Source organism: Agrobacterium sp. ST15.13.013 (assembly GCF_027956525.1).
In the GTDB taxonomy this organism is placed as follows: domain Bacteria; phylum Pseudomonadota; class Alphaproteobacteria; order Rhizobiales; family Rhizobiaceae; genus Agrobacterium; species Agrobacterium salinitolerans.
On record NZ_JAQKGP010000008.1, the window covers coordinates 144,648 to 159,916 of the forward strand.

A 15,269-nucleotide genomic window follows, 5' to 3' on the forward strand; every position below is an offset into this window, starting at 1 on the left:
TAGGTGCAATGCGGTAGGAAAGAGGACAGGGTTTGGTTGACGTGTATGATGGCTGTCGCTCCGTGACGATGCGCTCGCTGGTGTCACGCCCGGCGCTTGTCTCGATCCTGTGCGTATCGATGCTAAGCGCCTGCACCACCACGGGCACCCGCCCGGCGGGCGGCGGCCTGTTCGGCCGCTCGTCGCAGCCCTCGACGCCGTTCCTGGCCAACCTGCAAGGCGGCATCATCGGGCGAAGCGGCGTTGAGCTCGACAGGGGTGACCAGACCAAGGCGCTGGAAGCCGAATATAAGGCGCTGGAAGCGGCCCCCGTCGGCACGCCGGTTTCCTGGGCCGGCGATGACGCCAAGGGGCAGGTGGTCGCCAATGCGCCCTATCAGGTCGGCAACCAGAATTGCCGGCAATATTCGCACACCCTGACGGTCGACGGACGTGAAACCAAAGTGCGCGGCGCAGCATGCCGTAATGCCGACGGAAGCTGGTCGCCTCTCACGTAATGACTTTGCGTAAAATACTTTGACGTAAATCAAGGTCACGGGCCTTTTGCGATGACAGGAAGAGGCATGGCGGTGCAGCCGGGAGAGGGTCTGCGGTGCGGCGTGATGTCTCAAATTCGCGTCATCCCCGCGCTTCGTGTTTCCATGCGCCGCGCATTCGAGTAATTGAGCCTTATGTTCTGGATTGTCGTTGCGATATTGACGGCGGCTGTCGCCATCGTCCTGATGTACCCGCTGATGCGGAAGACCGAGGCGCCGCAGACGCGCCGCGACGGTGAGGTCGCCGTTTATCGCGACCAGCTGGCCGAACTGGACCGCGAACGCGCCGCCGGCCTCATCGGCGACACCGAGGCGGATTATGCCCGCGCCGAAATCGGCCGCCGGCTTCTCGCCGCCGCCGAAGCCGAGGAAACGCCGGCGAAAGAAAGCCGGTCGCGTCGACACCATCTCGCCACAAGCTTCATCACCCTTCTTCTGCCGGCGCTCGGCCTCTGTCTTTACATCTGGAACGGCAGTCCGGATACGCCGGACATGCCGCTCGAGGCGCGTCTTGAAAATCCCGGCAACGATATGAACATGCTGGTGGCCCGCGCGGAACGGCATCTGGCGCAGAACCCTGAGGATGGCGCTGGCTGGGATATTCTGGCGCCGATCTATTTCAAGATGCAGCGCCTTGGCGATGCCGAGCTTGCCTACCGCAACGCGCTGCGCATCCAGGGGCCGAGTGCTGAACGGCTGACAGGCCTTGGCGAAACGCTGGTGGCCGGCAATGACGGTGTCGTTATCGAGGCCGCGCGCGACGCTTTTGCCGAGGCTGACCGGCTGAGCCCCGGTAATCCGCGCACCCGCTTTTATCTGGCGCTGGCCCTCGAACAGTCGGGCAAGTCTGAGGAGGCTCAGTCGGCCTTTGCGGCACTTGCCGCCGCCGCCCCCGCCGGTGCTCCGTGGCTGCCATTGGTGCAGGAACATATCGCCCGCACTGGCGGAAAAGCCGGAACAGGGCCAACTGCCGCCGATGTTGCGGCTGCCAAAGAGATGGCGCCAGCCGACCGGCAGGCGATGATCGAGGGCATGGTGGCGAGCCTCGACGCCAAGCTGAAGGATAACCCTGATGATTTCGAAGGGTGGATGCGCCTCATGCGCGCCTATTCCGTGCTGAAGAACGAGGCTAAGGCCGGTGAAGCCTTGCGGGCCGGCCTGCAGGCTTTCCCGCCGGAGGGCGAAGAGGGCAGGCAGCTTCTGGCGCTGGCAAGAGAACTGGGTGTTTCCGCCGGTCCGATCCGCATGAACGGGCAGCAGGATGCCGCGCCGCAGGGAGTGACGCAATGACCCGCAAACAGAAACGTCTGGCGATCATCGGCGGCGGGATGAGCTTCATCGTCGCTGCCGTGCTGCTGGTCATGTTCGCCTTCGGCCAGTCCATTGCCTATTTCTATATGCCGGCCGATCTGGAGAAGACGCCGGTCAACCCCGGCACCCGCATCCGCCTCGGCGGGCTGGTGGCGGAAGGCTCGATCAAGCGCGGCGAGGGCCGGACGGTCAGCTTCACGGTGACCGATGGCGAGGCAACCGTGCCGGTCAGCTATACCGGCATCCTCCCCGATCTTTTCCGCGAAGGGCAGGGCGTTGTGACCGAAGGCATGTTCGATGCCGCGACCCACGGTTTCGTGGCCGACAGTGTGCTGGCCAAGCACGACGAGAACTACATGCCGAAGGAAGTGGCCGACCGGCTGAAGGACAAGGGCCTGTGGCAGCAGGGCGCCGAGGGAGCGGCACCCGCCGCCGCAACGCCCGCGGGCAGCGCCCCTTCTTCCGACAAGACCGGAGCGACCAGATGATCAACGAGATCGGCCATTATGTTCTGGTTCTGGCGCTCGGTGTGGGGCTGATCGTCTCGACGCTGCCGGTCATCGGCGCGCGCCGCAACGACCGGGCGCTGATGGATATCGCGTCCATCGGCTCTGTTCTGATGTTCCTTCTGGTCGGCCTGTCTTTTGCGGCACTGACGAGAGCCTATGCCGTCTCGGATTTTTCCGTGCGCAACGTCTGGGAAAACTCCCATTCGCTGATGCCGATGCTCTACAAGCTGACCGGCGTGTGGGGCAACCACGAAGGCTCGATGCTGCTGTGGCTGCTCATCCTGGTGTTTTTCAGCGCGCTCGTCGCCGCCTTCGGCCGCAACCTGCCGGAAACGCTCAAAGCCAATGTTCTTGCCGTACAGGCATGGATTTCCGTCGCTTTCCTGCTGTTCATCCTGCTCACCTCCAACCCGTTCCTGCGGCTGGAGCCGGTGCCGGCGGAAGGGCAGGACCTCAATCCCATTCTTCAGGATTTCGGCCTCGCCATCCATCCGCCGCTGCTTTATCTCGGTTATGTCGGCTTTTCCGTCTGTTTCTCCTTTGCCGTTGCGGCACTTCTGGAAGGACGCATCGACGCCGCCTGGGCGCGCTGGGTACGGCCGTGGACCCTCGCCGCATGGACCTTCCTGACCGCCGGCATCTCCATGGGCTCCTACTGGGCCTATTATGAACTCGGCTGGGGCGGCTGGTGGTTCTGGGATCCGGTGGAAAACGCCTCCTTCATGCCCTGGCTTGCCGGAACGGCGCTCTTACATTCAGCGCTGGTCATGGAAAAGCGCGAGGCGCTGAAGATCTGGACCGTGCTTCTGGCGATCATGACCTTTTCGCTGTCGCTGCTTGGCACTTTCCTCGTGCGCTCCGGCGTTTTGACCTCGGTGCATGCTTTCGCCACCGATCCGAGCCGCGGTATCTTCATTCTCGGCATTCTGACGATCTTTATCGGTGGCGCCTTCGCGCTGTTTGCGTGGCGTGCGCCGTCGCTCAAGGCAGGCGGCCTGTTCGCGCCGATCTCGCGTGAGGGATCGCTCGTTCTCAACAACCTGATCCTGACGGTCTCCACCGCGACCGTACTGATCGGCACGCTCTATCCGCTCATTCTGGAAACGCTGACGGGCGAAAAAATCTCGGTCGGCGCACCCTTCTTCAACCTCACCTTCGGCCTCCTGATGATCCCGATCCTGATCGTCACACCCTTCGGCCCGATGCTCGCCTGGAAGCGCGGCGATCTTCTCGGAGCCTTCCAGCGGCTTTATGTGGCCGCGGCGCTTGCCGCTCTTGCCGGGCTGACGCTGTGGTATGTCGAAAATGGCGGTCCGGTGCTGGCCGCCCTCGGCATCGCCGCCGGTTTCTGGCTGATCTTCGGCGCTTTCGCCGACCTCTGGTATCGCGCCAATTTCGGCAAGCTCGCCTTCGGTATCGCGTTTCGCCGCCTGAAGGGCCTGCCGCGTTCGGCCTTCGGCACGGCATTGGCGCATATGGGCCTCGGCATCACCGTGCTCGGCATCGTCATCGTCACCACCTATGAGACCGAAACGGTTCTGGAAATGAAACAGGGCATGAAGGCGGAAGCGGGTGGCTACAGCCTCACCTTCGATGGCATCCGCCACGCCGGCGGCCCGAACTTCACCGAGGATCGCGGCCATTTCACCGTGCGCAAGGCGGGGGTGGAGGTGGCCGATGTCTGGTCGTCCAAGCGGCTCTATACCGCGCGACGCATGCCGACGACGGAAGCCGGCATTCTGACCTTCGGCCTCAGCCAGCTTTACGTCTCGCTGGGTGACCCCATGGCCGATGGCGGCATGGTGGTGCGAATCTGGTGGAAACCCTTCATCCTCTGCATCTGGGGCGGCACGCTGTTCATGATGTCGGGCGGTTTGATCTCGCTCTCCGACAGGCGATTGCGCGTAGGCGCGCCGACCCGCAAGGCAAAACCTGTACGGGCTGCAATGCCGGAGGCGGCGGAATGAGGGAGGTTGTGGCGGGCCTCACGCTCCTTCTCGTCCTCATGGTTACGTCATGGCCGGTCTTCGCCTTCAACCCGGACGAAGTCCTCAAAGACCCCGTGCTGGAGCAGCGCGCCAGAAACCTCACCTCTCAGCTCCGCTGCATGGTCTGCCAGAACCAGTCTATCGACGACAGCAACGCCGAACTGGCGCGTGACCTGCGCGTCCTCGTGCGCGACCGGCTGGTTCAGGGTGACAGCGACAAGGCCGTCATCGATTATGTCGTGTCGCGTTACGGCGAATTCGTGCTCCTGAAACCGCGCCTCAGCCTTCGAACCGTGCTTTTGTGGGGCGCGCCCATCGGCCTCACCCTTGCCGGGATTTTCGCCGTCTTCGTGTTTTCGCGTCGCCGCGCCACCCAGGAACAGCCACAAAAACTGAGTGCGGACGAAGAAGAGCGAATTCGCAATCTCATTGAAAAATAATCGGTTTCCTTTTTTCTTCCGGTTCTTTTTCAACATTACGGATTTTTCATTCATCAGACACTTCGCCGTAAGGTGTTGCCTCCTATATCTTCATCATCCACCGCTTCCCCGGTCACACGGGTTCCAGTCTGAATGAAGAAAGAAGGTACACCATGTCTCATTCGCAAAACGGCAATTCCTCGCTGAAGACGGCCCTGAAGGCCACGACCGTTGGCGGCCTTGCGGCGCTGATGCTCTCGACCGGCCTCGCCGCTCCGATCCTTCACTCGTTTGCTGCCCCTGTCGAAGTAACCGCGCCGCAGGTTCCGAGCTTCGCCAATGTGGTCGATGCCGTCTCGCCCGCCGTCGTCTCCGTTCGCGTGCAGTCGAACGTGCAGCCTGCTTCCGACGATTCCAGCAACTTCTCCTTCAATTTCGGCGGCCGCGGCCTCGACCAGCTGCCGGATGACCATCCGCTGAAGCGTTTCTTCAAGGAATTCGGCGGCCCCAACCAGGATCGCTCCGACCGTGGGCCGAACCGCCATCGTGACGGCAAAGGTCCGCTGCGCCCGGTCGCGCAAGGCTCCGGTTTCTTCATTTCCGAAGACGGTTATGTCGTCACCAACAACCACGTCGTCGATGACGGTTCCGCCTATACGGTCGTCATGAATGACGGCACCGAACTCGACGCCAAGCTTGTCGGCCGCGATCCGCGTACCGATCTGGCGCTGCTCAAGGTCGATGTGAACCGCAAGTTCACCTATGTGAAATTTGCCGATGACACCAAAATCCGCGTTGGTGACTGGGTCGTCGCCGTCGGTAACCCCTTCGGCCTCGGCGGGACGGTGACGTCAGGCATCATTTCGGCCCGCGGCCGTGATATCGGCTCCGGCCCCTATGACGACTATCTCCAGATCGACGCTGCCGTGAACCGCGGTAACTCGGGTGGTCCCGCCTTCAACCTTAACGGCGAAGTGGTCGGCATCAACACCGCCATCTTCTCGCCCTCCGGCGGCAATGTCGGTATCGCCTTTGCCATCCCGTCCTCGGTCGCCAAGGATGTGATCGCCGACCTGCAAAAGGACGGCAAGGTCGAACGCGGCTGGCTCGGTGTGCAAATCCAGCCCGTCAGCAAGGACATCGCCGAATCGCTCGGCCTTGCCGAAGCCAAGGGCGCGCTGGTCGTTTCGCCGCAGTCCGGCTCGCCGGGCGACAAGGCCGGTATCAAGCAGGGTGACATCATCACTGCCGTCAACGGCGATCCCGTCAAGGATGCCCGCGATCTGTCGCGCCGCATCGGCGGCATGGCGCCCAACAGCAAGGTCGAAATCTCGCTGTGGCGTGGTGGCAAGTCGCAGTCAGTCACGGTGACGCTCGGCGATCTCACCAGCGACGAGGCCTCCAAGGCGACACCAGGCCAGAACGACGACAAGGGCAGCCAGTCCTCCAGCGAGAAGGTGCTCTCCAGCCTCGGACTGACGGTTGCTCCCGCCGATGACGGAAATGGCCTCGCCATTACCGATGTCGATCCCGACAGCGATGCCGCTGCCCGTGGTCTGAAGACGGGTGAGAAGATCACCTCGGTCAACAACCAGCAGGTCGCCTCCGCCGCCGATGTCGAGAAGATCCTCGAGCAGGCCAAGAAGGACGGTCGTTCCAAGGCCCTGTTCCAGATCCAGACGGACGATGGCAGCCGCTTCATCGCTCTGGATATCGACCAGGGTTGATAATTTGAAAGGCGATGCCGGTTCCTTTGGGATCCGGCGTCGCATCTCGCTCTTGAGACGGGGCGGTTGGGTATGGCACGGCGTTGCGGCCCGTTTCTTCTCCCCGAGGGGGAGAAGAAACAAGCGGCGACCACTCGCTCCACAGGTAGTCGCCCATCTTGAAGCGAGATAACGCCATAGGCCTTAAGTCTTCGGAGGAAACCTCATGGAAAACAAAGTTCAGGAAGTTACTCCCGCATCTGTTTCCGGTTGTGCGGAAAAGGGCGAGGGCGCTATTGTCCCGCACATGAAGATTCTTGTCATTGAAGACGACCTAGAGGCTGCGGCCTATATGACCAAGGCGTTCCGCGAAGCCGGGATCGTCGCCGATCATGCCAGCGACGGTGAGAGCGGCCTGTTCATGGGCTGCGAGAACGCTTACGACGTGATGGTGATCGATCGCATGTTGCCGCGCCGCGACGGGCTTTCCGTCATAAGCGAGCTGCGCCGCCGCGGCATCGAGACGCCGGTTCTGATCCTTTCCGCGCTGGGGCAGGTGGATGACCGCGTCACCGGACTGCGCGCCGGCGGCGACGATTACCTGCCGAAGCCCTATGCCTTTTCCGAACTGCTTGCCCGTATCGAGGTGCTCGGCCGCCGCAAGGGCAAGCCCGAGCAGGACATGATCTACCGGGTCGGCGATCTCGAACTCGACCGGCTGTCGCACGATGTTCGCCGCGGCGGCAAGGAAATCCTGCTGCAGCCGCGCGAATTCCGCCTGCTCGAATATCTGATGAAGAATGCCGGCCAGGTCGTGACCCGCACCATGCTTCTCGAAAATGTCTGGGACTATCATTTCGACCCGCAGACCAATGTCATCGACGTGCATGTGTCCCGCCTGCGCTCGAAGATCGAGAAGGACTTCGAAAAGCCGCTCTTGAAGACCATTCGCGGCGCCGGTTACATGATGAAGGACGAGGGCTGATTGGCGAAAATGGCCCGCCTCAGAATATTGTTCAGATCGACGGCGGTGCGCCTTTCGGCGCTCTATATTCTGCTGTTCGCACTCTGCGCCGCCTTCCTCGTCTTTTACGTCACCGCTCTCTCCGAACGGTTGCTGAACCAGCAGACGCGCGATGCCGTGTTGCAGGAAGTCTCGGATGTACAGCGCATCTATAATCGTGGCGGCATCAACCCGCTGCTGCGGATGATGGAGCGACGCGCCCGCCAGCCGGGTGCGAGCCTTTACATCATTGCCGGCCCGAATGGTGAAATCCTGGCCGGCAACGTCGCCTCCGTGCAGCCCGGCGTCTTCGACAAGGAAGGCTGGACAGGTTTCCCTTTCCGTTACGAGCGTTATTCCGAAAGCGGCAACAGCGTTCAGCATCTGGCCACCGCTAATGTCTTCACGCTGGACAACGGTCTGCGCATCCTGATCGGCCGCGATCTCGGCGAGCCGACGAAGTTCCGGGCGCTGGTGCGCAACGCGCTGATGGTGGCGCTGGCGATCATGGGCGGCGGCGCTTTGCTCATCTGGTTCGGCATTGGCCGCAATGCGCTGAAACGCATCGACCGCATGTCGGCGGCGACCAAGAAGATCATGGCCGGCGACCTTTCGCAGCGCCTGCCGCAGGGCCGCTCCGGAGATGAATTCGACCGCCTGTCCGGTTCGCTCAACGCCATGCTCGGCCGCATCGAAAAGCTGAATGAGGGTCTGCGGCAGGTCTCCGACAACATCGCCCATGACCTGAAGACGCCGCTGACGCGGCTGCGCAACAAGGCGGCCGCAGCGCTCGACGACGATGACGAGACGAAACGCCGCGCAGCGCTTGAAGGCATCATCGCCGAATCCGATCAGCTTATCCGCACCTTCAATGCGCTCTTGATGATCTCCCGCGTCGAGGCAGGTTCGATCGCCGCCGAAATGACCGATGTGGACGTCTCGGCGATTGCCGAAGACAGCGCCGAACTCTACGAGCCGGTGGCCGAAGATGCGGGGCTGGCTCTGGAAACCGAAATCGAGCTGGGCCTTGTCGTCAAGGGCAACCGCGAACTGATCGGCCAGGCGCTCTCCAACCTCATCGACAACGCCATGAAATATGCCTGCGAGGGCGAGGGCGATAAAAAACTCGTCGTGCGTCTGGCAAGAGAGCAGGAGGCCATTGTGCTCTCCGTCGCCGATAACGGCCCCGGCATTCCCGCCGACAAACGCGGCGAGGTGCTGAAACGCTTCGTCAGGCTGGATGAAAGCCGCTCGAAACCCGGGACCGGGCTCGGCCTGTCGCTGGTGGAAGCGGTGATGGAACTGCATGGCGGATCGCTGAAGCTGTCGGACACGGACGCCGCGAATGCGGCCTGCCCGGGGCTGACCGTTTCGATGGTGTTTCCGCTGACCAAACTGTAAGCGGGGGTCACGCTCGCCCCTGGCAGCCAGCACGCCGTTCGCCCTGCCTTGGAGGGTGGATGCAATGGATTGGTACGCTTGCATCGATCTCGGATTCGGGAAAGCATCTCCCTCAGCGGTTTTTTGATCGCAACGCACTCGGCATTTGTTACAACGCCAGAGAGGCGCGCCGGCAGGCTCTGGCAGGACGGGCGGAAGAGGGAGAGACACAGTGACGAAACGGGAAACCGTCGAAAGGCGGCTGAGCGAGGTTCTGCCGGGCGTGATCCGCCCCTATACGCAGACGGAACTGAAATCCGTTCTTTCGACGCTGAAGGATATCGGCAAAAGCGAGCCTGCGGTCGCCGCGCTGCTGGCCGGAGAAAGCCCGCTGAAGGAATTTATCGCCGCGGCTTTCACGCTGTCCCCCTATCTGCGTGACATGGCGTCGGCGGATGAGGGGCTTTTGTCGCTGGCGATGTCGAAACCGCTCGAGCCGCTGCTGACCGAGCTTGTCCGTGATGCGCGCGATTGCTGGAAGCCGGGCGAAGAAGGTGGGGCGCCGAGCGAAAACGAGGTGATGTCGCGGCTGCGGGTAGCCAAGCGGCGGCTCTCTTTCATCGCAGCACTTGCCGATCTGGCGCGCATCTTCACCGCGCGCGATACGACACGCTGGCTGAGCGATATGGCGGATGCATCGCTCTCCGCCGCCATCGATCACCTGTTGCTCGCCGCCCATGAGAGCGGCAAGCTGAAACTGAAGAATGTCGCAGCACCCAGCGAAGGGTCCGGCCTCATCGTGCTCGGCATGGGCAAGCTCGGCGCGCGCGAACTCAACTATTCCTCCGATATCGACGCGGTGGTGTTCTTCGAACCCTCCGCCGGCATCATGGACGATCCCTATGATGCGACGGAGAATTTCGGCCGCATGATGCGCCGCCTCGTGCGCATCATGCAGGAGCGCACGGCCGATGGTTACGTGTTCCGCACCGATCTGCGGCTGCGTCCCGACCCCGGCTCCACGCCGCTCGCCATTCCGGTGGAAGCGGCGCTGCTTTATTACGAGGGCAGGGGGCAGAACTGGGAACGCGCCGCCTATATCAAGGCGCGGCCGGTGGCCGGCGACATCAAGGCGGGTGAGAGTTTCCTGCGCGAACTGACGCCCTTCATCTTCCGCAAATATCTCGATTATGCGGCGATTGCCGATATTCACTCCATCAAGCGGCAGATCCACGCCCATAAGGGCCATGGCGCCATTGCGGTGAAGGGCCACAATGTCAAACTCGGGCGCGGCGGCATCCGTGAGATCGAGTTCTTCGCCCAGACGCAGCAGCTCATCGCCGGCGGCCGCATGCCGCCGCTGCGCGTGCGTGCAACGGAAGAGGCGCTTGCCGCGCTGACCGAGGCGAAATGGATCGACGCCGAGACCCGCGACAGCCTGACTGCGGCCTATTGGTTTTTACGCGAGGTCGAGCACCGCATCCAGATGGTGCGCGACGAACAGACCCATGTGTTGCCAGACACTGAAACGGAATTGAAGCGCATCGCCTTCATGCTCGGTTTCGAGGACACAAAGGCTTTCTCGGAAAAGCTGGAAGAGGTGCTGCGGCTGGTGGAGCGGCGTTATTCGGCGCTGTTCGAGCAGGAGGTGAAACTGTCAGGCGAGGCCGGCAATCTGGTCTTCACCGGCCAGAAGGACGATCCCGATACGCTGAAGACGCTCTCTACCCTTGGTTTTCAGCGGCCGGAGGATATTTCCCGCGTCATCCGCACCTGGCACAATGGCCGCTATCGTGCGACGCAATCCGTCGAGGCGCGCGAGCGGCTGACGGAACTGACGCCCGACCTGCTGCGCGCCTTCGGCGAAAGCAAGCGGGCCGATGAGGCGCTGCTGCGTTTCGACAATTTCCTCTCCGGCCTGCCGGCGGGCATCCAGCTCTTCTCGTTGCTCGGTAACAACCCTGCGCTCCTGTCGCTGCTGGTGACGATCATGTCCTCGGCCCCGCGTCTTGCCGAAATCATCGCGGCCCGCCCGCATGTCTTCGATGGCATGCTCGACCCGGCTCTGATGAGCGACGTGCCGACCCGCGATTATCTCGCCCACCGCATGGGCAATTTCCTCTCCAATGCCCGCCATTACGAGGATATTCTCGACCGGCTACGCATCTTCGCCGCCGAACAGCGCTTCCTGATTGGGGTTCGGCTGCTGACCGGCGCAATCCGCGGTGAAGTCGCTGCCCGTGCTTTCACTCATCTTGCCGATCTTGTCATCGAGGCGGCGTTGAATGCGGTTCTTTCGGAGATGGAAGCGGCGCATGGGTCCTATCCCGGCGGTCGCGTGGCCGTCATGGGCATGGGCAAGCTCGGCTCCTTCGAGCTGACGGCCGGTTCGGATGTCGATCTCATCCTCCTCTACGATTATGACGATGCCGCCCATGAATCGACCGGCGCAAAACCGCTCGATGTGGTGCGTTATTTCACCCGCGTCACGCAAAGGCTGATCGCCGCCCTTTCGGCCCCGACTGCGGAAGGCGTGCTCTACGAGGTCGACATGCGGCTTCGTCCCTCCGGCAACAAGGGGCCGGTGGCGACCCGCATTTCCGCCTTCGAGAAATACCAGCGCGAGGAAGCCTGGACCTGGGAACATATGGCGCTGTCGCGCGCGCGGCTCATCTGCGGCGAAGCCTCGCTGATGGAGGACGCGCGCCGCATCATCGCCTCCATCCTTTCGCAAAAGCGCGACGTGGCCAAGGTCTCGGCCGATGTGCTGGAAATGCGCAGCCTCATCGAGCAGGAAAAACCGCCGGAAAACAATTGGGACTTCAAGCTCATCAATGGCGGCCTGATCGACCTCGAATTCATCGCGCAATATCTGGCGCTGGTGGGGCCGGTGAAAGGACTTGCCGTGCATGAACCGGGGCGCAACACCGCCGAAGCGCTGCAGGCGCTCGCAGCACCCGTCATGGAGCCGCAGGCTCTCGATGACTGTATGGCGGCGATGGGGCTTTATACCGAGATATCCCAGATCGTGCGGCTGTGCATCGATGGGGCGTTCAATCCGAAAGAGGCGCCGGCGGGTCTGATCGATCTCGTGTGCCGAGCGGGGGATTGTCCTGATGTTCCGACGCTCGAGGGAGAAGTGAAGCGGCTGGCGAAAGCGGTGCGGAAAGCGTTTGTGGCGACGGTGAAGAATGGTGGGTGAGGCTTCACCCCCCTCTGCCCTGCCGGGCATCTCCCCCTCAAGGGGGGAGATCGGTATGCGGCAACGGCGCGATCATCTCAAATGTTGCGAATTTGGCGGGGAGCATCCGTCTAGCTGATCTCCCCCCTTGAGGGGGAGATGCCCGGCAGGGCAGAGGGGGGTATCGCGCACTCGACCTTTACTTATTACAGGACAGTCAGCGCATCCAACGCCACCTCAATGCACCATCCCACACCGCCCCGCCGTATGCGGAATGATAATCGTCACCACCGTCCCGCGACCCTCACACGAGCGAATTTTCATCGTTCCGCCATGCAGCTTCACCAGCGAGCGGGAAATCGCAAGACCAAGCCCCGAGCCGCCCTGGCTTTTGGCGTATTGGCTTTGCACCTGTTCGAAGGGTTGGCCGATCTTGTCGAGCGCCTGGGCGGGGATGCCGATGCCGGTGTCGGCGATGGTGAGGATCATCGCGGCTTCGTGCACATGGGTGCGCAGCGCGATACGGCCGCCCTCGCCGGTGAATTTCACGGCGTTGGAGAGCAGGTTGAGCATGATCTGCTTCATGGCGCGGCGGTCGCCCTGCATGGTGAGGCCAGCGCAGACCTTCTGCTGCACTGTGATGTTCTTCTGCTCGGCCTGAATGGCGGTGAGACGCAGCGTTTCCTCGATCAGCGGCGCGAGATCGATGGTCTCGCGGTTGATGCGCATATGGCCGGCTTCAATCTTCGACATGTCGAGAATGTCGTTGATGACGTTCAAGAGGTGTTTGCCGCTATCGTGGATATCGCGGGCATATTCGGAATATTTCGGCGAGCCGACCGGCCCGAACATCTCGTTCAGCAGGATTTCGGAAAAGCCGAGGATAGCGTTGAGCGGCGTGCGCAGCTCATGGCTCATATTGGCCAGGAACTCCGATTTCGCCCGGTTTGCCGCCTGGGCGCGCTCTTTTTCGGCGAGGTAATTGGCGTTGGCGTCCGAAAGTTCCGTCTTCTGCCGCTCCAGCTTGTGCTGCGAGGCGGAGAGATCGCCAATGGTCGCCATCAGCCGGCGTTCGGAATCGCGCAGCCGTTCCTGATGGCGCTTTAAAAGGGTAATATCGGTGCCGACCGAAACGAGGCCGCCATCTCGGGTGCGGCGTTCGTTGATCTGCAGCCAGCGGTCATCGGCAAGCTGCACTTCCGTGGTGCGCGACAGGCCGGACTGGTCCGGATCGGCAACGCGACGCTCAACGACAGGGCGAGCGGCTGCAGCATAGACGGTGCTTTTTTCGGTGCCCGCAACCAGCACGCTGTCCGGCAGGCCATAGGCCTTCTGGTAATGGGTGTTGCACATCACCAGGCGATCATTCTTGTCCCACAGCACGAAGGCTTCCGAGGTGGATTCGATGGCGTCGGCAAGGCGTTGGTCGGCCTCGGCGTAGCGTTGCGCGAGGCGATGCTGTTCGGTGACGTCCATGGCGATGCCGATGACGCGCGGGCCGTTATTGGTGCGGATGACCTGGGCGCGGGCACGCAGCCAGACGTAATGGCCCTTGGCATGGCGCATGCGGAAAATCTGATCGATCTGGCGCAGGTTGCCGCAGCCGACGGCGCGGGCAAGCTCATAAAGATTGCCGTCTTCGGAATGCATCATGCGGGCAGCGTCGGAGAAGGAGAGCGGTGCGGCCTTCGGCGGCCGCCCGAGAATTTCGTAGAGTGAGCCCGACCAGAACATGCGCCGGCTGGCAAGATCGAAATCCCACAGGCCGCAGCGGCCGCGCGACAGCGCCGTTTCCACCCGCAGGTTCGATTCGGCGAAGATATCGTCGGCGTCGCGGGCGCGTTTCACCTGCATGTAATAGGCGTAGAGCACGACAAGCAGGATGGAGGAGATGCCGGCGAACAACGTCACGTTCATGGCGATTTCGCTGCGCCAGAAGGACCGGATCGGCTGCAGCGAACGCGCCGCGATCACCATCGCGCCATCGTCGCCGAAGGGGATCATCGTCGCATAATGCTGCTGGCCATCGATATTGGTCTCGATGGTGCCGGGTGCGCCGGGGAAACGCTGCACGATGGCAATCTCGGGAAGCAGGGCGGGCAGCGAGGTGCCGACGTAAAGCAAGGCATCCTTACCGGCGCCTGCGAAGATGCGGCCATTGCTGCCGGAGAGCAGCACCATGGTGCCATCGGCAAGGCTGCCCGATGGCAAAGCGGCGACAAGGTTCGCCTCGGCGCGGGTCCGATCCTGCGTGGTGAAGACGGTGTCGTTGTTGAGAAGGGCCGCTTTGGCAGTCAGCGCCGTCAGCGCGGTGGAATGGCGGGCGGCTTCTTCCATGCGGCTATATTCGGCAACGATGCCCATCATGCGCGAGGCGGCAACGACGACGAGGAAGGCGAGGATGAGAATGGGGATCAGACGTTTCAGCAGGGTCTCGACCTGCGCCGGCGGTCGGTCGGTGCCATTCATCAAACCCATCAGGTCGCTGGAAAGCCTTTCGCCCCAGGCCGCCAGATCAGAAAATTTGGCATACGGCCGCTCATCGCCCGCAGTCGCCCGCCGCACGTTCGTCATTGTCCCGCCTTTTAGATATCCCCACTGATTCGAAGCGCCGCCGCTCGAATATCCCTAATGAATCAAATGCGATTCGCCGTGTCCAGAGGCAAAAGTTAAAAGAATTTTAACCCCTTGAACCGACTCCGTATTTTTTCGGGACGGTTTGATGCTGCTCAGGAAAAAGCGGGTTTTGTCAGCAAAATCAGTGAGCCGGAACCTCAATTCCGGCGGTGCAGGGATGTGCTCAAACGCCGTCGAAAGCATCCAGTGCAGGCCCAAGCGCACCGATCACGCCATTGCCGGCGGCGGGGAGGCCGGTCAGCACTGCGCTGATGATATCGTCGCGGCTTGCACCGCGCGCCTTGGCTTCCACCACATGAAAACCGATGCCGCTTTCCAGGCGCAGTGCGGCCAGAATGCCGATATAGATCAGGCTCTGCGTCTTCACATCCAGCGTCGAGGCCGCACCCAGACCCTGCACGGCCTGAAACCATGCCGCCTTGTGGGCCGGGGCATCGGTCATGAAGCGCTGAAACGAGGCGCTCGCCTTCGACATGTCCGTCATCTGCCATTCCTTTCTGATCCCGGGCCTGCTTCGGCCCCTTGTGCAGCATAATGCCGCCCAATGCATGACGCCGCCTTGATGGAAATCAAGACGGCGTCATGGCGTCGATCAGGGT

Annotated in this window: 11 protein-coding genes; 9 read left to right on the forward strand and 2 right to left on the reverse strand. The window is 62.2% G+C overall.

Going from position 1 to position 15,269, the window contains the following annotated elements; translation table 11 throughout:
• Positions 1–68: 68 nt before the first annotated feature.
• The 9 genes from PL597_RS10845 to PL597_RS10885 all read left to right on the forward strand — a co-directional run bounded on the left by PL597_RS10845 (position 69) and on the right by PL597_RS10885 (position 12,054).
• Entirely contained in the window at positions 69–497 is a 429-nt protein-coding gene (locus PL597_RS10845) for a hypothetical protein (RefSeq protein WP_077982653.1), read from the forward strand.
• A gap of 174 nt (positions 498–671) precedes the next feature.
• Positions 672–1,826, forward strand: coding sequence for a c-type cytochrome biogenesis protein CcmI (gene ccmI, locus PL597_RS10850; protein ID WP_271365179.1), 1,155 nt, complete (start codon positions 672–674; stop codon positions 1,824–1,826).
• The gene (ccmE, locus tag PL597_RS10855) at positions 1,823–2,335 is read left to right on the forward strand and encodes a cytochrome c maturation protein CcmE (RefSeq protein WP_269825828.1); all 513 of its coding nucleotides are present in this window, start codon (positions 1,823–1,825) and stop codon (positions 2,333–2,335) included. Before ccmI ends, ccmE begins: the two co-directional genes overlap by 4 nt.
• On the forward strand, positions 2,332–4,323 hold the full coding sequence (locus PL597_RS10860; protein ID WP_271365143.1) for a heme lyase CcmF/NrfE family subunit: 1,992 nt from the start codon (positions 2,332–2,334) through the stop codon (positions 4,321–4,323). Before ccmE ends, PL597_RS10860 begins: the two co-directional genes overlap by 4 nt.
• On the forward strand, positions 4,320–4,784 hold the full coding sequence (locus tag PL597_RS10865) for a cytochrome c-type biogenesis protein (RefSeq protein ID WP_271365145.1): 465 nt from the start codon (positions 4,320–4,322) through the stop codon (positions 4,782–4,784). Before PL597_RS10860 ends, PL597_RS10865 begins: the two co-directional genes overlap by 4 nt.
• A 152-nt stretch (positions 4,785–4,936) precedes the next feature.
• Positions 4,937–6,490, forward strand: a complete 1,554-nt coding sequence (locus tag PL597_RS10870) for a Do family serine endopeptidase (protein ID WP_271365147.1) — start codon at positions 4,937–4,939, stop codon at positions 6,488–6,490.
• Positions 6,491–6,695: 205 nt separating this feature from the next.
• Complete coding sequence (locus PL597_RS10875; protein WP_080791074.1) at positions 6,696–7,454, forward strand: response regulator transcription factor; 759 nt, start codon at positions 6,696–6,698, stop codon at positions 7,452–7,454.
• Positions 7,455–7,463: 9 nt separating this feature from the next.
• Complete coding sequence (locus PL597_RS10880; protein WP_271365180.1) at positions 7,464–8,873, forward strand: sensor histidine kinase; 1,410 nt, start codon at positions 7,464–7,466, stop codon at positions 8,871–8,873.
• Positions 8,874–9,084: 211 nt separating this feature from the next.
• Positions 9,085–12,054, forward strand: coding sequence for a bifunctional [glutamine synthetase] adenylyltransferase/[glutamine synthetase]-adenylyl-L-tyrosine phosphorylase (locus PL597_RS10885; protein ID WP_271365150.1), 2,970 nt, complete (start codon positions 9,085–9,087; stop codon positions 12,052–12,054).
• A 216-nt stretch (positions 12,055–12,270) separates the two neighbouring features.
• On the opposite strand, the gene PL597_RS10890 is transcribed toward PL597_RS10885, so the two are convergent.
• Both PL597_RS10890 and PL597_RS10895 read right to left on the reverse strand, forming a co-directional pair.
• Positions 12,271–14,607 carry a PAS domain-containing sensor histidine kinase gene (locus PL597_RS10890; protein WP_077982645.1) on the reverse strand — a complete coding sequence of 779 codons (2,337 nt, stop codon included), beginning with the start codon at positions 14,605–14,607 and terminating at the stop codon, positions 12,271–12,273.
• A gap of 226 nt (positions 14,608–14,833) precedes the next feature.
• Positions 14,834–15,154 carry a carboxymuconolactone decarboxylase family protein gene (locus PL597_RS10895; protein ID WP_271365152.1) on the reverse strand — a complete coding sequence of 107 codons (321 nt, stop codon included), beginning with the start codon at positions 15,152–15,154 and terminating at the stop codon, positions 14,834–14,836.
• Positions 15,155–15,269: the final 115 nt, after the last annotated feature.

Excerpts from the sequence above, each read along its gene's own strand:
- ccmE (WP_269825828.1), top strand. The coding sequence starts at position 1,823 with ATGACCCGCAAACAGAAACGTCTGGCGATCATCGGCGGCGGGATGAGC.
- PL597_RS10870 (WP_271365147.1), top strand. The coding sequence starts at position 4,937 with ATGTCTCATTCGCAAAACGGCAATTCCTCGCTGAAGACGGCCCTGAAG.
- ccmI (WP_271365179.1), top strand. The coding sequence starts at position 672 with ATGTTCTGGATTGTCGTTGCGATATTGACGGCGGCTGTCGCCATCGTC.
- PL597_RS10875 (WP_080791074.1), top strand. The coding sequence starts at position 6,696 with ATGGAAAACAAAGTTCAGGAAGTTACTCCCGCATCTGTTTCCGGTTGT.
- PL597_RS10845 (WP_077982653.1), top strand. The coding sequence starts at position 69 with ATGCGCTCGCTGGTGTCACGCCCGGCGCTTGTCTCGATCCTGTGCGTA.
- PL597_RS10865 (WP_271365145.1), top strand. The coding sequence starts at position 4,320 with ATGAGGGAGGTTGTGGCGGGCCTCACGCTCCTTCTCGTCCTCATGGTT.
- PL597_RS10895 (WP_271365152.1), bottom strand. The coding sequence starts at position 15,154 with ATGACGGACATGTCGAAGGCGAGCGCCTCGTTTCAGCGCTTCATGACC.
- PL597_RS10860 (WP_271365143.1), top strand. The coding sequence starts at position 2,332 with ATGATCAACGAGATCGGCCATTATGTTCTGGTTCTGGCGCTCGGTGTG.
- PL597_RS10890 (WP_077982645.1), bottom strand. The coding sequence starts at position 14,607 with ATGACGAACGTGCGGCGGGCGACTGCGGGCGATGAGCGGCCGTATGCC.
- PL597_RS10880 (WP_271365180.1), top strand. The coding sequence starts at position 7,464 with ATGGCCCGCCTCAGAATATTGTTCAGATCGACGGCGGTGCGCCTTTCG.